Source organism: Clostridium sp. KNHs216 (genome assembly GCF_006714885.1).
In the GTDB taxonomy this organism is placed as follows: Bacteria; Bacillota; Clostridia; order Oscillospirales; family Acutalibacteraceae; genus Caproiciproducens.
In genome coordinates this window covers 1,179,581-1,202,376 of record NZ_VFMF01000001.1, presented here as the reverse complement: position 1 = coordinate 1,202,376, position 22,796 = coordinate 1,179,581, and the positions used below count along the sequence as shown (strand labels likewise).

Annotated in this window: 15 protein-coding genes and 1 riboswitch; of the genes, 11 read left to right on the top strand and 4 right to left on the bottom strand. The window is 52.8% G+C overall.

Annotated elements, in window-relative coordinates; translation table 11 throughout:
* Positions 1 to 384: 384 nt before the first annotated feature.
* The 5 genes from LY85_RS05785 to LY85_RS05765 all read left to right on the top strand — a co-directional run bounded on the left by LY85_RS05785 (position 385) and on the right by LY85_RS05765 (position 9,488).
* The gene (locus LY85_RS05785; RefSeq protein ID WP_185741119.1) at positions 385 to 3,036 is read left to right on the top strand and encodes a cation-translocating P-type ATPase; all 2,652 of its coding nucleotides are present in this window, start codon (positions 385 to 387) and stop codon (positions 3,034 to 3,036) included.
* A 754-nt stretch (positions 3,037 to 3,790) separates the two neighbouring features.
* Positions 3,791 to 6,061 carry a diguanylate cyclase gene (locus LY85_RS05780; protein ID WP_185741118.1) on the top strand — a complete coding sequence of 757 codons (2,271 nt, stop codon included), beginning with the start codon at positions 3,791 to 3,793 and terminating at the stop codon, positions 6,059 to 6,061.
* A 71-nt stretch (positions 6,062 to 6,132) separates the two neighbouring features.
* Positions 6,133 to 6,206: riboswitch (Fluoride riboswitch) on the top strand.
* 63 nt (positions 6,207 to 6,269) lie between these two features.
* Positions 6,270 to 6,809, top strand: a complete 540-nt coding sequence (locus tag LY85_RS05775) for an inorganic diphosphatase (RefSeq protein ID WP_141825845.1) — start codon at positions 6,270 to 6,272, stop codon at positions 6,807 to 6,809.
* A 141-nt stretch (positions 6,810 to 6,950) separates the two neighbouring features.
* Entirely contained in the window at positions 6,951 to 8,747 is a 1,797-nt protein-coding gene (gene ade, locus LY85_RS05770; RefSeq protein ID WP_141825844.1) for an adenine deaminase, read from the top strand.
* Between the two features lie 51 nt (positions 8,748 to 8,798).
* Positions 8,799 to 9,488 (top strand): aspartate/glutamate racemase family protein, encoded by a 690-nt coding sequence (locus LY85_RS05765; RefSeq protein WP_141825843.1) that lies wholly within the window; start codon positions 8,799 to 8,801, stop codon positions 9,486 to 9,488.
* A 233-nt stretch (positions 9,489 to 9,721) separates the two neighbouring features.
* Here the strand turns inward: LY85_RS05765 and ileS are convergent, their stop codons facing one another.
* Entirely contained in the window at positions 9,722 to 12,832 is a 3,111-nt protein-coding gene (gene ileS, locus LY85_RS05760; RefSeq protein WP_141825842.1) for an isoleucine--tRNA ligase, read from the bottom strand.
* 607 nt (positions 12,833 to 13,439) lie between these two features.
* Here ileS and LY85_RS05755 point away from each other — a divergent pair.
* Positions 13,440 to 15,179, top strand: a complete 1,740-nt coding sequence (locus LY85_RS05755) for a bifunctional diguanylate cyclase/phosphodiesterase (RefSeq protein ID WP_243122495.1) — start codon at positions 13,440 to 13,442, stop codon at positions 15,177 to 15,179.
* Between the two features lie 18 nt (positions 15,180 to 15,197).
* Here the strand turns inward: LY85_RS05755 and LY85_RS05750 are convergent, their stop codons facing one another.
* Both LY85_RS05750 and LY85_RS05745 read right to left on the bottom strand, forming a co-directional pair.
* Positions 15,198 to 15,818 carry a response regulator transcription factor gene (locus LY85_RS05750; protein ID WP_141827990.1) on the bottom strand — a complete coding sequence of 207 codons (621 nt, stop codon included), beginning with the start codon at positions 15,816 to 15,818 and terminating at the stop codon, positions 15,198 to 15,200.
* A complete protein-coding gene (locus tag LY85_RS05745) occupies positions 15,818 to 16,885 on the bottom strand; it encodes a histidine kinase (protein ID WP_141825840.1) in 1,068 nt (355 codons plus the stop codon). The genes LY85_RS05750 and LY85_RS05745 overlap by 1 nt, the downstream gene beginning before the upstream one ends.
* A gap of 195 nt (positions 16,886 to 17,080) precedes the next feature.
* On the opposite strand from LY85_RS05745, the gene LY85_RS05740 reads away from it, so the two are divergent.
* Genes LY85_RS05740 through LY85_RS05730 form a run of 3 tightly spaced genes read left to right on the top strand, consistent with a single transcriptional unit; the run spans position 17,081 to position 20,314 of the window.
* Complete coding sequence (locus tag LY85_RS05740) at positions 17,081 to 18,013, top strand: ABC transporter ATP-binding protein (RefSeq protein WP_141825839.1); 933 nt, start codon at positions 17,081 to 17,083, stop codon at positions 18,011 to 18,013.
* Positions 18,014 to 18,024: 11 nt separating this feature from the next.
* On the top strand, positions 18,025 to 19,164 hold the full coding sequence (locus tag LY85_RS05735; RefSeq protein WP_141825838.1) for an ABC transporter permease: 1,140 nt from the start codon (positions 18,025 to 18,027) through the stop codon (positions 19,162 to 19,164).
* Entirely contained in the window at positions 19,151 to 20,314 is a 1,164-nt protein-coding gene (locus LY85_RS05730) for an ABC transporter permease (RefSeq protein WP_141825837.1), read from the top strand. Before LY85_RS05735 ends, LY85_RS05730 begins: the two co-directional genes overlap by 14 nt.
* A gap of 166 nt (positions 20,315 to 20,480) precedes the next feature.
* On the opposite strand, the gene LY85_RS05725 is transcribed toward LY85_RS05730, so the two are convergent.
* Entirely contained in the window at positions 20,481 to 20,843 is a 363-nt protein-coding gene (locus LY85_RS05725) for a YccF domain-containing protein (protein ID WP_038325272.1), read from the bottom strand.
* Positions 20,844 to 21,011: 168 nt separating this feature from the next.
* On the opposite strand from LY85_RS05725, the gene LY85_RS05720 reads away from it, so the two are divergent.
* Positions 21,012 to 21,533: a type 1 glutamine amidotransferase domain-containing protein gene (locus LY85_RS05720; protein ID WP_038325271.1), complete on the top strand. Its 522-nt coding sequence runs from the start codon at positions 21,012 to 21,014 to the stop codon at positions 21,531 to 21,533.
* Between the two features lie 60 nt (positions 21,534 to 21,593).
* Positions 21,594 to 22,790: an aldo/keto reductase gene (locus LY85_RS05715; protein ID WP_141825836.1), complete on the top strand. Its 1,197-nt coding sequence runs from the start codon at positions 21,594 to 21,596 to the stop codon at positions 22,788 to 22,790.
* The last annotated feature ends 6 nt before the right edge of the window (positions 22,791 to 22,796 follow it).

Below are 22,796 nucleotides of genomic sequence, written 5' to 3'. Positions count from 1 at the left end.
TCGTTTCTGTTTCCCTGTTCCTTCTCCGCTGAAATATATTCAAATTATACTATTTCCTTAGCCGCTGTCAATTCCTTTTTTTCTGCGACCGAATGTTGTAAAATTCAGCTTAAAAGCATGTAAATTACGGGATTTGTTGATGAAATCCTGTTGACAGAGCGCCTGATAGATGATATGATAAAAAAACACAAAAACAATATCTCTTGAGGGAGTAGTTTGCATGCGGTTCGCCGCATGTGTCAAGTCAACAGCATGGCCGTTTCGGTCTGGCTTGCCTTAATGAACAAGACTCATGTATAGCTTTGTATGGGCTGTACATGAGTTTTTTTTATTATAATACATATCATAATCATCAGTTGAATGAATGAGAGGAAGAAACTACGCATGAAGTACTATTTAGCAGATTTGGATCAGGTCCTTGAGCAGGTCCAAAGCAGCCCGCAGGGCCTGTCACAGGCCGACGCGGATTCCCGTTTGCAGCGAGACGGAAAGAACAAGCTGGCCGAAGGCAAAAAGGTTTCCGTATTCAGGCGGTTTATTCAGCAGCTCGGCGACCCGATGACCATCATCCTGATTGTCGCCGCGGTCATTTCGGGTATTACCGCGTCTTACGCGCACGAATCCTTTGCGGATGTCTTCATCATTATGATCGTTGTCGTGATCAACGCGGTGCTCGGCGTCTATCAGGAAAGCAAGGCGGAAAAAGCGATCGAAGCGCTGCAGGAAATGTCCGCCGCGACCTCCAAGGTCCTGCGCGGGGGCAGCGTCGTCACGATGAAAAGCGAAGATTTGGTCACCGGCGACGTGGTTCTGCTGGAAGCGGGAGACGCCGTCCCGGCCGACTGCCGCATGATTGAAAGCGCAAGCGTAAAAATCGAGGAGGCCGCCCTGACGGGAGAGTCGGTGCCGGTCAACAAGATCATCCGGACGCTGACGCTGAAGAAAGAGAAGGAAGTGCCGCTCGGCGACCGTAAAAACATGGCGTACATGGGCAGCACCGTCGTTTACGGCCGCGGAAAAGCGGTAGTCGTTGCGACCGGTATGGATACCGAAATGGGAAAGATCGCCGACGCGCTCGCAAACGCGAAGGACAACGTTACCCCGCTCCAGATCAAATTGAATCAGCTCAGCAAAATCCTGAGCCGTCTGGTCATCGGCATCTGTATTTTCATCTTTGCGTTCAGCCTGATTAAATCGGGCGATTTCAGCGGTCAGGTCGTACTGAACACCTTCATGGTCGCGGTCAGCCTTGCCGTCGCGGCGATTCCCGAGGGACTCGCCACCGTCGTGACGATTGTGCTCTCCATCGGCGTTACCAACATGTCCAAGCGAAACGCCGTCATCCGGAAGCTGACGGCGGTGGAAACGCTCGGCTGCGCGCAGGTGATCTGTTCCGACAAAACCGGAACTCTGACACAAAACAAAATGACCGTTGTGGAGCATTACGCCGAAGACGAGCCGCTGCTTGCCACCGCAATGGCCCTGTGCAGCGACGCCGAGCTGGGCAAAGACGGCGAAGTTACCGGGGAACCGACGGAAGCGGCGCTTGTCAGCTATGCCGCCGGCCTGAAGCTCGATAAAAACGAGCTGAAAAAGACGAATCCGCGCGTCGGTGAAGCACCATTCGATTCCATGCGCAAAATGATGTCCACCGTTCATTCTCTCGCGGACGGAAGCTATATCCAGTATACGAAGGGCGCCCCGGACGAGGTCATCAAAAAATGCACCCATGTTTTGAAAAACGGCCAGGTCGTTCCGATGACGGAGGCCCTGCACGGGGAGATCCACTCGCAGAACAAGGCGATGGCGGGCAAGGCCCTGCGCGTGCTTTGCGCGGCATTCAGAAAATACGACGGCATGCCCGATTCCTTTGAGCCGTCCGATCTGGAAAACGGCCTGACCCTGATCGGTCTGACTGGAATGATCGACCCCATCCGTCCCGAGGTTGTGGACGCGATTCAGGAGTGCAGGGAGGCCGGAATCCGCCCGGTCATGATCACAGGCGATCACCGCGATACGGCGGTGGCGATTGCGACCCAGCTCGGAATCATCACGGATGAGTCTCAGGCGATTACCGGCGCCCGGCTGGACGAAATCAGCGACGACGAGCTGAAGGATACCATCGGGAATTATTCGGTTTACGCCAGAGTCCAGCCGGAACATAAGGTCCGCATTGTCAACGCGTGGAAAACCAACGGGATGATTACCGCCATGACCGGCGACGGCGTCAACGACGCTCCGTCGATCAAAAGCGCCGATATCGGCGTGGGCATGGGAATTACGGGTACCGACGTCACCAAAAATGTGGCGGACATGGTGCTTGCGGACGACAACTTCGCCACCATCGTTTCCGCGGTGGAAGAGGGCAGAAGAATCTACGACAATATCAGGAAGGCCATTCAGTTTCTGCTGGCTTCCAACCTGAGCGAAGTGCTTTCCATTTTTGTCGCCACGCTTTTGGGTTTTGTCATTCTGAAGCCAGTGCACCTGCTCTGGATCAATCTGATTACCGACTGCTTTCCGGCTCTGGCGCTCGGGATGGAGGAGGGTGAGAAAGACCTCATGCAGCGCAGTCCCCGCAATCCCCGCGACGGCATTTTTGCCGGAGGACTCGGCACGGATGTCGCCTATCAGGGGGTTCTGGTTACGATCGTCACCCTGTCCGCGTATTTCATCGGCCATTTTCTCGAGTCCGGAATCTGGGAAATCACCAACAGCGCCGACGGCATGACCATGGCTTTTCTGACCATGTCGATGGCGGAGATTTTCCACTCCTTCAACATGCGTTCCCAGCGCCATTCGATTTTCAGCATGAGGAAACAGAACGGATACCTGATCGGTGCCATGCTCGTGTCGCTGCTGCTGACCACGGCCGTGATCTATATCCCCGCTCTGGCGTTCGCTTTCCAGTTTGAAGAAATCTCCCTGCTGGAGTATTCGGTCGCTCTGCTGCTTGCTTTCTCGGTGATTCCGATTGTGGAAATCGTGAAAGCGTTTCAAAGAAAATTTGCAAAAGCTTCCACTTATGGGAATTAATTTCTCTTCGGGACAGCGGAATAAAAACGAGTCGGGCGCACATAATAAGTCCTGGGTACATTGAATGATTCCTGGTGAATCAGTACCCCTTAAAAAAACAGATTGGCAAGCAAAGATTTAATCATGAATATTGGGAGATGGTTAAGTTGAACAGATCAGTCTGGGAACCTATCATGATCCGTGCAGTAATGCCTTTATGAAGACCCAAAGATAAGTTTGGCTGAACTCATTGATTCTCAAGTTTTGAAAATTAAATACGAGCTTGGAGGGGCGGAAATTCCAAATCGGATTTCCGTCTCTTTTCTTTTCAGCGTTTGTCCGATCTACAGCAATTCCATTTCAGTTTGCGAGACAAAACACGTTTCTCCCCGCCAAAGGCGGGGGAGAAACGCAACCTCGTTGCGTAATCCACTGGCAATGCTGAATACATAAAGAAAACGCAGGATCAAAAATGGAAAATTTTAACAAATTTAAGACCTGATATAGTTATTGAAAGAAATCTGTGCTAAAATATAGATGTTTTTATGGCAATTCCATTTCAGCTTGCGAGACAAAATGTGTTCCTCCCCCGCCGAAGGCGGGGGAGGAACACAACCTTGTTGAAGATTCACTGGAAATGCTGTAGTACATATAGCAGAGTCGTATTCATTCATTTGCAGTAATATACCAACCGGATACTGTAACGCCGAAAACCATGCGGTTCGATTTTCGGCCGGGTGCCGGCCGGCGGTTTTTGTGTTTTTGGGGGGTATCCATGAAAAGGTTTATCAAATTTGCCGACGGGCTGCTGATTGTATCCTTCTGCCTGATTCTGCTTTCGGTCTTTTCGGGGACCGGCCGGCGCGGGAATGTTGTTTCGAACGGCGTTTTGGATATCGGCAGCGTCGGCCTTTCCTCACCTGTTCCGATGACCGGGGCATGGGAGTTTTATTGGGGACGGCAGGTAAGCCCGCAGGGAAAAATAACGGATGCGGACAATAAACAGCTGGTTCAGGTTCCCGCAAACTGGACGGCGTACCGTGATGCGGACAATCAAGCCTGTTCACAGGAGGGATACGCCGTCTACCGGGTGGTGCTGAAAGCACGGAAGGGCCTTTTTCTTGGGGTGAAAATTCCCCAGATCGGTTCTTCCTACCGGCTGTGGATCGACGGAAACGTACGTTTCGAAAGCGGACGGGTCGGGAAAAACGCGGCGGAATCCAGACCGGAGTGGACGACGCAGTCGGTTTTCTTTCAGACGCAGCGGGAGGACACAGAAATTCTGATAGAGGTTTCCAACTTCGATTATTTCCGTTCCGGACTGACGATTCCCGTTGTGGTGGGAACCCAGCAGCAGATCCAGCGGCTGGGCGATCAGGGCCTGTTTATGGACACCTTTCTCTTTTCATCCCTGTTTGTAATGGCGGTGTTTTTCCTTCTGCTGTATTTTGTGCGTTCCCACGATAAGGCCCATATCTGTCTGGCGCTTTTTGCAGCGGCCATCTCCCTGCGTCCGCTGCTTTACGGCGAGTGCTATTTCAATAAGATTTTCCCTGGCATCAATTTTGAATTCAACACCAAACTGTACCTGGTCAATTTCCTGGTGATCCAGCTGATGTGCCTGTTCTTTTACTATCAGTATGAAGGACTGTCGAGCAGGAGGTTTATGCGCGTCAGCGGAGCAGCGGTGTTCGCCATTGTTTTTGTGGGCGTTTTTCTCCCGGCCCGGTATATGATTTATCCCGTTGTTCTGCTGGAAGCGATGATTCCCGTCGCCGTTGCCAATTGTCTTGTGACACTGGTGCGCGCCATGAGAAAAAAATACGAAAGCGCCGAAATCAACCTTTTGAGCGTCCTGCTCCTGTTTTTCCTGTCCGTTGTGGATATCCTGAAAAATAACGGGCTTACCGAAATCAGCCTTTACTACACTCCGATTGCAATGCTCGTCGTCACATTCATTCAGGTCTTCCTGCAGGTGGGAAGATTCAGGGAAAGCGACCTTCTGAACGAAAAGCTGGTGAATGAGGTCAGAATCAAAAATCTGAAGCTGGAATATGAAATGAAGCAAAGGAGCATTACGGAAAAACTGAACAACGGGCTGAGAGCGATGGTTTCGGCTCTGGAAACCGAGGACCTTCTGGTCAGCATTCTGGAAAATCTATATCAGATTATCGAATTTGAGAGCGCCGTCATGGTTTTGCGGGTGAATGAGAACCTGGGTTACATCGTGACCAAACGGAATCATGAAAAAGTGGTCTGCCGCAGGCATTCCGGAAAAATCGTCCTCAGGGATCAAAATCGGTCCGAGAGCCAAAACGGCAGCGAAAAGGTTCGCATGCACGATCTTTACACCCGGGACAAGGAGGGGAAAAGCCTGATTGCAAAGCCTCTTTATTATAATCAAAATCTGTTCTGCGTTATAAAGATGATTGTCAGCAAAAGCAGGGAGATTTCTGTCGGCGATCTGGAACTGGTGGATATCTATACGGAGCAGTCGATTTTAGCGCTTCAAAACGCAAAATCCTATGAAAAAATCAAAGAATTTGCCCTGTATGACGAGCTGAGCGGTATTTACAACCGAAGGCAGCTGATGAAGCTCGGCATTATGGAATATATTTCGGCCAAAGAAGCCGGCTGCGATTTTTACGCAATGATGCTGGACATCGATCTTTTTAAGACCATCAACGATACGTACGGCCATCTGTTCGGGGATAAAATCATTAAAAATATTGCGAATATCTGCAAACGGTGTATCCCGGTCAGCGCGGTGGTCGGGCGTTACGGCGGCGAGGAATTCCTCATTTTCCTCAAGGATATGGAAAAGGCGTCCGTCAGCAGGCTGGCGGAAAAGCTGAACAGGGAAGTAAAAAGCTGCAGCTATTCCTATGAGGGCCACGACGATATTCGTGTGACGGTCAGTATCGGCGTCGCGAAAGGGAAAAAGGAGCTGGTGAACCTGTACGACCTGATCAATCGCGCGGACAAGGCGCTGTACCTGGCGAAAAATGAAGGGCGCGACTGTGTACGGTGGTTTGAGCAGGAATGAGAATCCTTCGAGGGGCTTCTGCCGTTTCTCTTTTTTCTATTTATTGACAGGATGTTTTTCATTGTGCTATAATAAAAACAGGGAATGAAGTTCTCCCGTAGCGAACGCTAAAATTGCTTTTTAAGCTGATGACTTCTGTGGTATGCACAGCGGGTTGTCGGCTTTTTTATTTACAAATCAGAAAATTGAATATGCAGGAGGGACTTTTTTGAATATTTGGCACGAGATTTCTCAGGACAGAATTCATGCGGACAGCTTTTTCGCGGTGATTGAAATTCCCAAGGGCTGCAAGACAAAATATGAGCTGGATAAGGAATCTGGCTTTCTCTCCATGGATCGTATCCTGTACACTTCCGCGCATTATCCGGCGAATTACGGCTTTATTCCGCGTACCTACGCGGCGGATCACGATCCGCTGGACGTGCTGGTGCTCTGTTCCGAGGACATTCAGCCGCTCTCTCTGGTGCGCTGCTACCCCATCGGGGTGATCTCCATGGAGGACGGGGGATTCGTGGACGACAAGATCATCGCGATTCCGTTCGGCGACCCGACCTTCAACGAATACCGGAACATCGACGAGCTGCCCTCACATATTTTTGACGAAATGATTCACTTTTTTGCGGTGTATAAGGAGCTGGAGGGCAAGGCCACCGCGGTGGACTACATCCGCAGCGTGCAGGACGCAAAACGGATTGTACAGGAAAGCATCGACGCTTACACTGAAAAATTCGGCGGGACCAACCCCTGATCTCTCCCTGTGAAGAACGGACGCTCCGGCGGCTTTTGACCGCTGCGGAGCGTCTTTTTTATTTTAAGGCAGTAAAAGATGCTTGACAGGCATTTTGATGACGTTTAATATAGAATGAAAAACAGATTAAGGGGTGCTGTGATGATTAACAAGTTTTGTACTTCTCCGCTGTGGGAATCCGGCAGGACGCTTGCCGCGGTCGCGCAGGGCGCCGTTCCGGCGGAAACCGTGATTATCAACGCCAGGCTGGTGAATGTCTGTACCGGGGAAATTCTGCCGGATACCGACGTGGCCATTTCCTGCGGCAGGATTGCCCTTGTCGGCGACGCGAAGCACTGCATCGGAGAAGGCACAACCGTCCTGGATGCAGCCGGTCAGTATATCGCCCCCGGATTTTTGGACGGGCATATCCATGTGGAATCCTCCATGATGAGCGTGGGGGAATACGCCCGGGCGGTCATTCCCCACGGCACGGTGGGAATCTATATGGACCCGCATGAAATCTGCAATGTCCTCGGCCTGGACGGGGTTTCCTGCATGATCGAGGACTCCAAAAGGACTGCGCTGAAAACAATGGTCACCACACCTGCCTGCGTTCCCGCCGTTCCCGGCTTTGAGGATACCGGTTCCTCCATCGGCCCGGCGGAGATCGCCGAGACCATGCGGTGGGACAGCGTGGTGGGCCTTGGGGAACTGATGAATTTTCCGGGCGTGCTGAACGCGGACCCGCAGATGCACGGCGAGGTCGCCGAAACGCTCAGGGCGGGCAAGATCGTGACCGGCCATTACTCCATGCCGGAGACGGGGCGCGGGCTGAACGCCTATATTGCTTCCGGCGTGCGCTGCTGCCACGAGTCCACCCGCGCGCAGGACGCGCTGGCGAAGATGCGGCTCGGCATGTACGCCATGCTGCGGGAAGGTTCGGCGTGGCGCGACCTTCATGAGGTGGCGAAGAGCATTACCGAAAATCAAATCGATACCCGGTTCGGGGTGCTGATTTCCGACGATACCCATCCGCACACCCTGCTGAGCCAGGGGCATCTGGACCACATCGTCCGCCGCGCGGTGGAAGAGGGAATCGATGTGATGATCGCCATTCAGATGGTCACCATCAACTGCGCCCAGTGCTTTCAGATGGACCATGAGCTGGGGTCCATTACGCCCGGGAAATGCGCGGATATTGTTTTTATCGGCAGCTTGGACAAGCTGGACGTCACACGGGTGCTGATCAACGGCGCCGTTGCGGCGGAAAACGGAAGGCTTGCCGCGGAGCTTCCGCCCTATCATTACCCGAAATGGGCGACGGAATCCATGCATATCAAAAATCCCATTACGCCGGAGTCCTTTGCCATTCCCGCGAAGGGAGACCGGGTGACCGCCCGCGTCATTGAAGTGATCCCCGCCAGGGTTGGTTCCTACAAACGGCATGTTTCACTCAGAGTGGAGAACGGGCGGGTCGGTTCCGACGTTGAACAGGACGTCCTGAAAACGGCGGTCTTTGAGCGGCACCATGAAACGGGAAAGGTCGGCTTCGGCTTTGTCAAAGGGTTTGGTATTCGCTGCGGGGCCATGGCTTCCACCGTGGCGCATGACGCGCACAACCTGCTGGTGATCGGCACCAACGACGAGGACATGGCGCTGGCCGCCAATACGCTGATCGCGTGCGGCGGGGGAATGACCGCCGTGCAGAACGGCAAGGTTCTGGGGACGGTTCCGCTCCCGATCGCCGGCCTAATGAACGACAAGCCGGTGGAGGAAATGGCTGAAATCGTCGGAAAGCTGAGCGAGGCGTGGGAAAAGATCGGGTGCAGCATGGTTTCTCCCTTTATGACCATGGCGCTGATCCCGCTTGCCTGCCTGCCCGAATTGCGCCTGACCGACAGGGGGCTGGTGGACTGTACGGAATTCCGGTTTACCCCTTTGTTTGTGGAAGAATAGATTTGAAAAAATTGAGCAGGTAATAGAAGAGTATCGGGAGGGTGAGTCAATATGAAAACAATCGGCCTGATCGGCGGAATGAGCTGGGAAAGCACCGTCGGTTACTATCAGATTATCAACCGTACGGTTCAGCAGAAGCTGGGAGGGTTCCACTCCGCTCAATGCCTGCTCTACAGTGTGGATTTTCATGAAATAGAAAAGTGCCAGGAGGAGGGTGACTGGGAAAAATGCGCGGGAATCCTGTCTTCCGCCGCGCGGAGTCTGGAAAAAGGCGGCGCCGATTTCCTTGTGATCTGTACCAATACCATGCATAAGGTAGCCGGGCAGATTCAAAGCGCCGTTTCCATCCCGGTGCTTCACATTGCCGAGGTGACCGCGGCGGAGCTCCTGCAGAATCGAATTGGAAAAGTAGCCCTGCTTGGAACGATTTACACCATGGAGCAGGATTTTTACAAGGAAAAGCTGGCGGAAAAGAATCTGGAAGTCCTCATCCCGGATGAAGAAGACAGAAAATTCATCAATCATACAATTTTTCAGGAGCTTTGCCTCGGCATCGTTTCCGCTGAATCGAAAGCGGCGTTCCTGAAAATCATCGGGAAAATGTCGGAGCGGGGCGCGCAGGGCGTGATTCTCGGCTGTACGGAGATCGGAATGCTGGTTCATCAGAAGGACACGCCCGTGCCGCTGTTCGACACGACCGAAATCCATGCGAAACGCGCGGCCCTGTACGCGCTGTCCTGACTGAAGGGGCTGTTGCTCAATAACCCTTTAACAAAATAATGCATAAAAAATTGCACCTTGAGCGGGCTTTTAAAACCCTGCTTTCAGGTGCATTTCTTTCTTATCAAAGCGGTTGTCCTGTGCAATTACGACAATTCTATTTCAGTTTGCGGGACAAAACGTCGCCCCCCGCCTTCGGCGGGGGGCGACGCAATCTTGTGGAAATGCGGCGGCTGCTGTAAATTTATTTTACATTAGATTTTCTGAACGCCCAGCTCTACTGCTTCGCCGTTCAGGTCCCATTCCTTGGCAAAGCCCGCCATCTCGTTCAGCCTGACTTCTTCGGCCAGCACATCGTTCTGAATGGAGGCAAGATTGTCGGAGATAATCTTCGCGATCCGGTCGTTTCCCTTTTCATAGACGACGATATGGTCGGTCACGTCAAAGCCCGCGTCCTTGCGCATGGTCTGGATTTTGCTGATGATTTCGCGGACAAAGCCTTCTTCGATCAGCGCTTCGGTCAGATGAGTGTCGATGACCACCGTGATTCCGTTGTCCGCCATGGAAACGTAATTTTCGGCCTGCGCGGTTTCAATCAGCAGCTCCTCGGGGGTCAGGGAGATTTCCCCGTCCGTAAGGGAGAGGGTCAGCGCACCGTTGGCGTCAAGCTCTTTCTTTGCCGTGCTTCCGTTGAGTCCGGCGAGCGCGGTGCGGATTTCGCCGATTTTCTTGCCGTATTTCTGCCCCAGAATTCGAAGCTGCGGCTTGAAGTGGTAGGAGGTGAAGTCCGAGACATCCTCGGTAAACAGGATTTCCTTGCTGTTCAGCTCGTCGCGGATGATGGTCCGGTAGAACTCGCTCAGCGGCTTTTCCGAACGGACATACATTTTCGCGATCGGCTGGCGGTTCTTGATGTTGGCGGTATTCCTCGCCGCGCGGCCCAGCACGACGATGTCGAGCACCAGCTCCATGTTTTCTTCCAGCTCCGTGTCGATCAGGCCTTCGTCGACGCTCGGAAAATCGCAGAGATGGACGCTTTCCGGCGCGGAGGGGTCGATCTTGCAGACCAGATTGCGGTAAATGTCCTCCGCCATGAACGGAATCATGGGAGAGGCGGTTTTCGCTATGGTGACAAGCGCGGTGTACAGCGTCATGTAGGCGTTGATCTTGTCCTGCGGCATCCCTTTGACCCAGAAGCGCTCGCGGCTTCTTCTGACATACCAGTTGCTCATTTCGTCGACAAAATCCTGTAAGGCGCGCGCCGCCTCCGGAATCCGGTAGTTTTCCAGATGGCCGTCGATGGCTTTCACGGAGGTGTTCAGGCGGGACAGCAGCCATTTGTCCATGACGGTCAGGCTGCCGCGGTCCAGGGTGTATTTGGTAGCGTCAAACTCGTCGATATTCGCGTACAGTACGAAGAACGCATAGGTGTTCCACAGCGTCCCCATGAATTTGCGCTGGCCTTCCGTCACGGCCTTGCCGTGGAAACGGTTCGGGAGCCAAGGGGCGGAGTTGCTGTAGAAGTACCAGCGGATCGCGTCCGCGCCGTAGGTCTCCAGCGCCTCGAACGGGTCGACCGCGTTGCCCTTGGATTTGGACATCTTCTGCCCGTTTTCGTCCTGCACATGGCCGAGGACGATGACGTTTTTATAGGGAGCCTTGTTGAAAATCAGCGTGGAAATCGCAAGAAGGGAATAGAACCATCCTCTTGTCTGGTCCACCGCCTCGGAAATGAAGTCGGCGGGGAACTGCTGATGGAAAAGCTCCTGATTCTCGAACGGATAGTGATGCTGCGCAAACGGCATGGAACCGGAGTCGAACCAGCAGTCGATCACTTCCGGCACGCGTTTCATCTGCTTGCCGCATTTCGGGCAGGTAATTGTCACCGCGTCAATGTACGGCCGGTGCAGCTCAATATCCTCCGGGCAGTTGGGGGACATGGCTTTCAGCTCTTCAATGCTGCCGATCGAGTGCTTGTGCCCGCACTCGCATTCCCAGATGTTCAGCGGGGTGCCCCAGTAGCGGTTGCGGCTGATGCCCCAGTCCTGCACGTTTTCCAGCCAGTCGCCGAAGCGGCCCTTGCCGATGCTTTCCGGAATCCAGTGGATGGTGTTGTTGTTGCGGATCAAATCGTCCTTGACCGCCGTCATTTTAATGAACCAGGAATCTCTGGCGTAATAGATCAGCGGGGTGTCGCAGCGCCAGCAGAACGGATAGCTGTGCTCAAAGGCGGGCGCGGAAAACAGAAGCCCGCGCTGGTTCAGGTTCTTCAGGATTTCCTTGTCGGCATCCTTGCAGAACATGCCCGGCCAAAGGGTCTCTTTGGTCATCTCGCCTTTCCCGTCTACCAGCTGCACGAAGGGAAGGTCGTATTTGCGGCCGACATTCGCGTCGTCCTCGCCGAAGGCGGGCGCGATATGAACCACACCGGTGCCGTCCGTCAGCGTGACGTAGCGGTCGCAGGTGACGTACCAGCACTTTTTGTCCGGTTTCACAAAGTCAAAGAGCGGCTCGTATTCCTTATATTCCAAATCTTTTCCGACATACGTTTCCAGTACGGTGTATTCTTCCCCCAGCACCTTGGGGGCAAGGGCCTCCGCCAGATAATAGACGGCGGAAGCCGTTTTTACCTTCACGTAGCTTTCGTCGGGATTCACGCACAAAGCCACGTTGGACGGCAGCGTCCAGGGGGTGGTTGTCCACGCCAGAATAAAGGCGTCCTCGTCCTTTACTTTAAATTTCGCAATCGCGGATTTCTCCTTGACGTCCTTGTACCCCTGAGCCACCTCGTGGCTGGAAAGGGGAGTCCCGCACCGCGGGCAGTAGGGGACGATCTTAAAGCCCTTGTACAAAAGGCCTTTTTCCCAGATCTGCTTTAAGGCCCACCATTCGGACTCAATATAATCGTTTTCATAGGTCACGTAAGGGTGCTCCATGTCCGCCCAGAAGCCGACGGTCCGGGAGAAATCCTCCCACATCCCCTTGTATTTCCACACGCTTTCGCGGCACTGCTTGATGAAGGGTTCCAGCCCGTACTGCTCGATCTGATCCTTGCCGTCCAGATGAAGGAGTTTTTCCACCTCCAGCTCCACGGGAAGCCCGTGCGTGTCCCAGCCGGCCTTCCGGGGAACCTGATATCCCTTCATCGTCCGGTATCGGGGAATCATATCCTTGATGACCCTTGTCAGGACATGGCCGATGTGGGGCTTGCCGTTTGCGGTCGGCGGGCCGTCGTAAAACATATAGGTTTTTCCGTCTTTGCGGCTGTCGATGCTCTTTTCAAAGATTTTGTTTTCTTCCCAGAACTTTTCAATCTTTTTTTCGCGTTCTACAAAATTTAAATTTGCAGGAACCTTGTCGTACATTGCTGAAACCTCCCAAAATAAAAAAACCTCCGCCCTGAGAACAGGACGAAAGCTTCGCTTCGTTATACCACCTATTGCTGCATACTGTCATATGTGTTCCCGGTAACGGGGGAAGACCGCCAAAGCTTAATCGAAGAACTCTTTCAGCCTGGAACTCAAGAGTGATGTTCGGAAATAAACGACTCAGGCCGGACTCTCACTGTCACCGGCTCGCTTTGCTTTTTGTCTGAATCCTACTGTCTCTTTCAACGTTTTTATCATATTTTTAGAAATTAATCATAGCACAGGAATCAAAAAAAGTCAAACATCCTCTCGCTGCAACTCCGCTGTACCGGATATGCCGGGGAATTACTGAAATCCGGTTATATTTTATTCCCGAAATTTGATTTTATACAAATTTCCTGATAAAATGAGACCAATGAAACTTTTGCAGAATTTAACAGTTTTTAACCGAATCCTAATGAAACAGCGCCGGTTCAGGCGATATTGTATAAACGGCAGGCATGATGTTCCAAAAAAACAGGCCGCCGTTTTTTCGGCGGCACAGGTACCATCATGGATCAACATTCTGTTTTGGAGGTAGCCAGAAAAGGGTATGGATGAAAAAATGAAATCGGAACTGGATAAAATTATCGACGGGAAATATATTAAGACTGTTTTTCAGCCCATTGTATCCCTGCGCGACGGTTCCGTAATCGGATATGAGGCGTTGAGCAGAGTTACGTGTGAAAGCGCCATCGCAAATCCTGAGGAGCTGTTCCGGATCGCCGGAGAAAGCAGCCGCCTCTGGGACCTGGAGCTTCTCTGCCGGTCCACGGCGCTCCAGACAGCCTATCTGAAGACGGGGATCACGCTGAAAAAGAAGCTTTTTCTCAATGTAAATCCCGATGTGATGCACGACACGAAATTCAGACAGGGCTTTACCAAGGAATATCTGAAAAATTACGGCGCGGTGCCGGAGGATATCATTTTTGAGATCACGGAGCGGAACGCGGCCTCCGACATGGAGGGCTTTCACGGGGCCGTTTCCCATTATAAGGACCAGAACTACAAAATCGCCATCGACGACGCGGGCGCCGGGTACTCCGGGCTGAACCTGATCAGCGACATCAACCCGCACTACATCAAGCTGGACATGAATCTCATCCGCAATATCGATAAGGACAGCATTAAGTTTGCCCTTGTAAAAAGCATGACGGAGCTTTCTCACGTGGCCAATATCAGCCTTGTCGCGGAGGGGGTGGAAACGCAGGAGGAGCTCGCCACCCTGATCGACCTGGGGGTGCAGTACGCACAGGGATACTATCTGCAGCGGCCGGACGAGCAGATGAAGGAGCCCGCGCCCGACGTCCTCGGCTTCATCATCGAGGCCAACCGCCGGAAAAACCATGTTCTGGGCAGTCAGGCGAGCAATATCTATATCCAGAATATCTGCACCCAAACGAAAACGATTGCTCCGCAGGCAAAGGTGGAGGATGTTTTCGAGGAGCTCAAAAAGGACCCATCGTCCTTTGGGATGTGCGTGGTGGAAGACGGCACGGTGCTGGGCGTGGTGACAAAGGCCGATCTGGTGCTCAAGCTCAGCGGGCGGTACGGGTTCAGCCTGAACCAGAAAAGGCCGGTTTCCTGCCTGATGGACCGGCAGTTCCTGGCGGTGGCCCACGATACCCCGATCAGCGACGTTTCGCACATCGCCATGTCCCGCCCTCCGGAAAAGCTGTATGACTTTATCGTCGTGACCATGGACGAAAAATATCTGGGGACCGTTACCATCAAGGACCTTCTGGAAAAAACAACGGAAATTGAAGTGGCGAACGCGAAATATCAGAATCCCCTGACCGGCCTGCCCGGGAATCTGGTGATCGAGCAGAAAATCCGAGCCTGTGTCGAAAGGGATACGCCCTACAGCGTCGTCTATTTCGATATCGATAACTTTAAGGCGTATAACGATGTTTACGGCTTTGAAAACGGAGACAGGATCATCAAGCTGCTTGCGAAAACGATCGTGTCCCATGTGCCGGAAAAGCAGTTTGCCGGCCACGTGGGCGGAGACGATTTTGTAGCGGTGCTGAGCGATTTCAGCTGCGCCGAGCTGTGTGCCGGAATCATCAGCGATTTTGACAAAAATGTGCTGCAGTACTATAACCCCAGGGATATTCAAAACGGATATATCCTCGCGGAAAACAGACGGGGGGAACCGGAAAAATTTCCGCTCATTTCCCTGTCCGTCGCGGGGGTCAGCAACCGCACCCGCCGCTTCGGCACGATGCAGGAGCTGACGGAGGAACTGGCGAAAATAAAAAAGAAAACCAAGCAGCAGTGCGGAAGCTCCTGCTGCCTGGAGTAATGCGGAGAAAACGGAAAATCAGGAATGCTTATAATAGAAAATGGCAAGCTGCGTTCTGTCGCGGAGCCCCAGTTTTTCGAGGATGACACTGATGTAATTGCGCACGGTTCCCTCGCTCAAAAACAGGGTTTCCGCGATTTCTTTATTGGACAGGCCGTTTGCGACCTGTGTGAGAATTTCCGTTTCTTTTTCACTCAGGCCGAATTCTTTGAAATCGTCCTTCGGGCTGCCGCTGAGCATGGCGGGGATTCTGGTGATGATTTCATCCCCGAACACCCGCTGACCGATCGCGACCGTCTTGATGGAAGGCACAATGCTCTCGAAATTTTGCTTTAAAAGATAGCCCTTTGCGCCGATCCGCAGCGCCTTGATGATGTAGTCATCGTCGGAGAAGGTGGTCAAAAACAGGATTTTCGCGCCGGGGTCCCGTTTCAGCAGAATTTCCGCTACCTCTATGCCAGTCATCCCGTCCATACGGATATCCATCAGCAGGATGTCCGGACTGCACTCGCCGTACAGCGCGATCGCCTGACTGCCGCTGCCGCCCGTTCCCACCACTTCGATATCGCCGTCCGCTTCCAGAATGGTTTTAAGCGAACTGGAAACAAGCCTGTCGTCGTCTACAACCAGTACTCTGATCAATTTGCCGCCTCCTTCGGGATGGTGATAAAAATTTTAAAACCGTGATCGGTCGTGATGTTGATGTTTCCGTGAAAAGCGTCCACCCGGTCGGTGATGTTTTTCAGACCAATCCCGCTTCCCGCGTCGTAATCTTTCACGGTCCCGTTGTCTTCTATAATCAGCTGATAAAGCGCGGGATGTTCGCGGCAGGTGATGCTTGCCCGGCTTGCGTCGGAGTGCCGGATAATGTTTGCCAGCGCTTCCTTTACAATGGAGAGGAACGCGTATTTCAGCCGGATGTCCGGGTTGCTGTGGATGTCGTAGTCCAAGCTCAGCTCGCAGAAAGTGAATTTACGCGCCAGCTCTTCCATCTGTCCGTACAGGTCAATGGACTCGTCGTATAGGTTGTGTACGCTGGAACGGATGCTTTCCATGGCCCGCGTCAGGGTGTCCTTTACCGCCAGCAGGCTTTCCTTTTCCTTCTCATCCTTGTTGACGGCGAGCAGCGCGCCGACCTGCAGCAGCGAACTGGACAGCAGATGCCCCACATTATCGTGGATTTCCCGCGCGATGCGGTTGCGCTCGTTCAAGGTGGCGATGCTGATTTCATAATCCTGCTTTTCCAGCAGGTCGCTGTTCTGCTGGTTCAGCCGGAGCGTCATTTCCCTTGTGGTGTCACGCAGATCGTTGTAATCCGCTCTCAGCTTTTCCAGCCGGACGGTACGGTGCTTCAGCAATACGCAGAGCAGAGAGAGAATGGTCGTTACCGCACTGACGGTAGTGTACGCGCCCTGCCAGAGAAAAACGAGCGGGACCAGCGCGGCCAGACAGAGAAACTGGAATCTTTCAAACAGCAGGTCGTAGCAGATCAGTGGCAGAAATACGGTCAGTCCGGGAAGAAACACGCTTGCCGCAATAAATCCGCCGGTCAGTACGGCGCGAAGAAGCGGTTTTTCAAAATAGCTCAGGAAGCACGTGAAAACAACGGCGGTCAGCACAGGCACCACGCTTGCGCCGAAACCGGGTTCGCACAGGTAAAGGACAAAGCAGCAGATCAGAAGGATGATTTTATCGATGAGAATCATTCGTCCAACTCCTCCTATCTTTCGGACAGCCCGCGGTTTCCTTTATAGTATCATCTTTTTTTTCGGTTCACAATCGCAATTTACGGGCGTCACGGAAGAACATGACATCTGTCACGGCAAACACTGACAGGCGGCACTGATAATCCCCGTTATTATGCGCTAAAATAAGAGCATGAAAACAAGGAGGTTCCGCTTATGATTATCAGGGTGAACAATCTGGTAAAGAGATACGGCGACCTGGTCGCGCTGGATCATCTTTCGCTGGAAGTGAAGGAGGGAGAAATATTCGGGCTGCTCGGGCCGAACGGTTCCGGAAAGACGACGGTCATCAACTGTATTTTATCCCTTTTAAAATACGACAAGGGCGAAATCGAAATTTTTGACCGGCCCATGGCTCCGGACGCTTACGACATCAAGCGGGACATCGGAATCATTATGCAGAATGTCGCCGTGTTCGAGGAGCTGACGGTGTACGAAAACATCGATTATTTCTGCGGGCTGTATGTCCCGGACAAAGCAAAACGAAAAAAGCTGGTGGAAGACGCCGTCGATTTTGTAGGGCTGAACGATTTCCGGAAGTTTTATCCCAAAAAGCTGAGCGGCGGCCTGCTTCGCCGGCTGAACATTGCCTGCGGAATCGCGCACCGGCCGAAGCTGATCATTCTGGACGAGCCGACGGTAGCGGTCGATCCCCAGAGCCGGAACAATATTCTGGAAGGCATTGTGCGGCTGAACCGGGAAGGCGCCACCATTGTCTATACTTCCCATTATATGGAGGAAGTGGAACAGATCTGTACCAGAATCATGATTCTGGATAAGGGCAGGATGATCGCCGACGGCACCAAGGAGGAGCTGAAGGCCATGATCACGCTCGGGGAGAAAATCACGGTCGAGACCTTCTCCCTCCGGGAGGAGCATCTGGCAGCCCTGAAAAAGCTCCCGAATATCGTTTCCGCCGAGTACCGCGACCATCTGCTGGTCGTAAAGTCCGGGAAGGGGCAGAACAATCTGGAAGCCGTACTGGACTTTTTGAAAAGGAATGAAATCACCTTCGGGAAGATTTATTCCGAGCTGCCCACCCTCAACGACGTGTTTCTGGAAATTACCGGAAAACAGCTCAGGGATTAGGGGGGAGAAGAATGTTTCAGCATCTTTTCACGGCAAGGCTGAAATGCCTGACCCGCGACAGGCAGATGATGTTCTGGACCCTGCTTTTTCCGCTGCTGCTTGCCACCTTCTTCAATATGGCTTTCTCCAATCTGAACAATACGGAAGCCTTTCATCCCATCGATATCGCCGTGGTGGACAACGACCGGTACCGCCAGAATAAGGATTTTCAGTCGGTGCTGGAGGAGGTGTCCCAAGGGGAAGACCGGATTTTCAACCTGACAAAAACCGACGGGGAAAAGGCGGAAAAGCTGCTTGACGACGGGAAAATCAAGGCGTATGTTACGGTGGGTACGGAGATCGGGATGACGGTCCGGGAATCGGGTCTCAGCCAGAACATTGTCCGGGCTTTCCTGAACAGCTACAGCCAGACATCCTCCGCGGTGGCTTCGATTGTCAGGGAGAATCCCGCTTCCGTTAAAAACGGGCTGCTCGAGGCTGTTTCCGACCGCGGGGAATACACCCGGGAGGTTTCCGGCAGCAGCGCGGAGCCGAACAATGTGCTCAATTATTTTTACTCCCTGATCGCCATGAGCTGCCTGTACGGCGGTTTCTGGGGACTGAAGGAAGTGACGGATATTCAGGCCGATCTTTCCCAGCGGGCGGCGCGCGTCAACGTGGCCCCGGTCCATAAGCTGAAAATCTTTCTTTATAACATGTGCGCGGCAATCCTGCTCCATTTCTCGGAAATGCTGGTGCTTCTCGCTTATCTGTATTTCGGGCTGAAAATCGATTTTGGGTCAAAAACCCTGTTCGTCCTTCTGACGACCTTTGCCGGCAGTGTGTTGGGGGTTTCCTTCGGCGCTTTTGTCAGTGCGCTGGTAAAGAAGGGGGAGGGAGTCAAGGTCGCGGTTCTGCTGGCGGTCAGCATGGCCGGTTCGTTTCTGGCGGGAATGATGTCCGAGGAGATGAAGTATATCGTCGCGCAGAACGTGCCGGTTCTCTCTTACCTGAATCCGGTGAACCTGCTTACGGACGCCCTTTATTCCCTGTACTATTACGACGTCATGACCCGGTACGGGTGGAATATGGCGGCGGTCTGCGCCTTTGCGCTGCTGTTCTGTCTGGGGTCGTATTTCATGATAAGGAGGCAGAAATATGCCAGTCTTTAAGCTCTGTATGAAAATTATTCAAAAAAATCTGTCCTCCATGATGATCTATGTAGCCGTTTTTCTGATCGTTGCCACGCTCCTTTCGCTGAACGGCTCAAAAGTGCAGGAAGCCGGTTTTTCTCAGGAAAAAACCAATATCGCCTTTCTCAGCGAAGAAGACAGCCCCCTGATCGACGGCTTTCAGGCGGAGCTGGCCAAAACAGCCAACTTCGTAGAGGTTCCGGACGAAACGGAAAAGCTTCAGGACGCCCTTTTCTTCCGCTCCGTCAGCTATATTCTCCGTATCCCCAAAGGCTTTACCCAGAGCTTTATGCGGGGAGAAGACGTGCGGATTGAGAAAACCACCGTGCCGAATTCCGTCAGCAACGCCTATCTCGATCTAAATATCAACCAGTATTTCAACACGGCGGCGCTCTATGTAAAAACAGTACCCGGCATTACGCAGGAGGACCTGGTCCGGCATTTGAAAGCGGATATGGAAAGCAATACCCCTGTCGCAATGAAAGCAGATGCACGGCAGGACACCGACAACGGCTTTTCCGCGAATTACTTCAATTACCTTGCCTATGCGCTTTCTTCCGTGCTCGTTCTGGGCATCTCCGCCATTATGCTGGTGTTCAACGACCGGGACCTGAGCCGCCGGAATTTCTGTTCTCCCCAGAGCGCGGGAAAGATTAATTTCCAGTTTATTCTTGCGAACCTGGTTTTTACCGTCGTTTGCTGGGCGGCCATGGTCGGCTTCTGCTTCCTGTTCGATCACCGGAACATGATGACCCGCAATACGGTTTATCTGGTCCTGAACTCGTTTGTGTTCACGCTCAGCATGTCCAGCATCAGCTTTCTTATCGGCAATCTGCTGAAAAATCGCGGAGCGATTTCGGCGGTCTGCAACGTTGTTACCCTTGGCCCCTGCTTTATCAGCGGAGTGTTTGTACCGCAGGAGTTTCTGAATTCCACCGTGCTGAAAATCGCCAGCTTTACCCCGACTTACTGGTATGTCAAAGCGAATAACCAGATTTCCTCACTGGCCAGCTTCAGCTTCTCCAGCCTTTCCGAAACCTATACCGCCATGCTGATTGAGGCAGGATTCGCAGTCGCATTTTTCGCGGTCTCCATGGTTGTGGGGAAGAAAAAAAGAATGAGTTCTTAAAAGGGAATGCTGAATGAATTTGCAATGGCAAATTACAAAAAGCAGCAAGCGCAAAAACAAAGAAGCGCGCCTTGAAACGGCTGTCAGCCGATCAAGGCGCGCTTCTTGTGCATCAGGCAGTCGATAAAACCGCGCAGACGCAAAGTCGCTTTGCAATATTTGAAAATTAGGAATGGACGCTGGCGCCGAACGGCATCAGCGCCAGCTTTGCGATCTTGAAGCACTGCAGCCCGAAAGGAATTCCGACGATTGTCAGGCAGAACAGCCCGCCGATCGCGGCGGCTTCCACCGCCAGCGCGAAACCGCCGAAGACAAGCCAAAGGATGTTCAGCAAAAACGAGCCGACACCGCCGCCGAAGGAGACCTCTTTCCCGAACGGGAAAAACGCCAGCTCCGCGAATTTAAAGCACTGGATTCCGACGGGAATCCCCACAATGGTAATACACCACAGAATGCCGACCAGAAGCCAGCTCAAACCCATAATCAGGCCGCCGAAGACGAACCAGATCAAATTTCCCAGACATCCCATAACATAACGCTCCGATTTGACCGCCGGTCGGACGGTTTATTTTTTATATGATACCATAAATATGCCGGGGAATAAAATCCTGTTCCGCACAAAATCCTTGTTTTCTTATTGATAAATCCGGGCTGCAATATTATAATCAACATAAACAGAAAAAAAGGAGGTAATTCCATGAAAAAGGACTTGAAAGCCGTTTGCCTGATTTCGGACGATTTTGAGGATCTGGAGCTGTGGTATCCGGTGCTGAGGCTCCGGGAAGAGGGAGTCACCGTCCATCTGGTCGGCGAAAAGGCAAACCAAAAGTATGTCGGCAAATACGGTGTTCCGGCGGTTTCCGATTATGCGTTCGGGGATATCCGTATTGAGGATTACGACGCGCTTCTGGTACCCGGCGGCTGGGCTCCGGACAAATTAAGGCGTTTTCCGGAGGTTCTGGAAATGGTCCGCTCTATGGACCGGCAGCAAAAGCCCATCGGGCATATCTGCCACGCGGGCTGGGTTCTGGCTTCCGCGGATATCCTGCAGGGCAAAAAGGTCACGAGTACCCCGGGTATCAAGGATGACCTGATTCATGCCGGGGCCACATGGTACGACCTTCCGGTGGTTGTGGACGGCAATATCGTTTCCAGCCGCCGCCCGCCGGATTTGCCGGAATATATGAAGGCGTTCATTGAACTGCTTGGAAAACAGTGACGGTACACATGGTGACAGACGGGGCGCTTTCCGCGCCCCGCAATTTCCGGAGGGATTCATTTGAAGACAAGAGTAAACGCGAAAAACGGCGATGAGCTTTCCATTCTGGGGTTCGGGTGTATGCGGCTTCCTACAAAGAACGGTTCGATCGATGAAACGAGATCGATTCAGATGATTCACGACGCCATTGAAAAGGGCGTGAACTATTTTGATACGGCCTATATCTATCAGAACGGGAAAGACGAACTGCTGCTGGGCCTGGCTTTGGCCGGGGGCTACCGCGACCGGGTGAAAATCGCCACAAAGCTGCCGCCTTTTCTGGTCGGAAAGCTGGAAAATGCAAAGAAAATCTTTGCAACGGAGCTTCAGCGGCTGCAGACGGACCATATCGATTATTATCTGCTGCACATGCTGACCGACAAGCCGGGGTATGACCGCCTTGCTTCGCTCGGCGTTATGGAATGGCTGGAAGAACTGAAGGCACAGGGCAAAATCAGAAATATCGGCTTTTCTTTCCACGGGAGCCGGACGGACTTTGAACTGATTTTAAAAGCGTATCCGTGGGATTTCTGCCAGATTCAGTACAACTATATGGATGAAAACAATCAGGCGACGAAAGCCGGGCTGCAAACCGCGGCGGCGATGGGAATCCCCGTGATCGTCATGGAGCCTCTGCGCGGCGGAAAGCTGGTCACGCACCTGCCGGAGCTGGTGACGAAGGCGTTTCAGAGCTACGACAAAAACCGTTCCCCGGCGGAGTGGGCTTTGCGCTGGGTATGGAACCATCCCGAAATAAACGTGGTGCTTTCCGGTATGAGCGACGAGGAGCAGATGGAGGAAAATATCCGCATCGCGGGGGAGGCGGAACCCAATTCCCTCTCCGCGGAGGAACTGGATGTGTTCCGGACGGTCAGAAAGGAAATCAGCGAAAAGACGAAAATCCCCTGTACGGGCTGCGGGTACTGTATGCCCTGCCCCGCTGGGGTGAACATTCCCGGATGCTTTTCCTGTTACAACGACAAGTACCTGATGCAGGATAAATCGGCGCGGCGCCGGTATTTTCAGTCGCTGGGCGCCCTGTCGGCCAAACCGGCCGTCGCATCCCAGTGCAGGCAGTGCGGAAAATGCGAAAGCCACTGTCCGCAGAAAATAGCCATCCGGAAGGAACTGAAAACAGTCAGCCATGAGATGGAAGGCGTTCTCTATAAACCGCTGGTTACCGTTGTCAGGAAAATAATGAGGATAAAATCAAATTAAAACCCG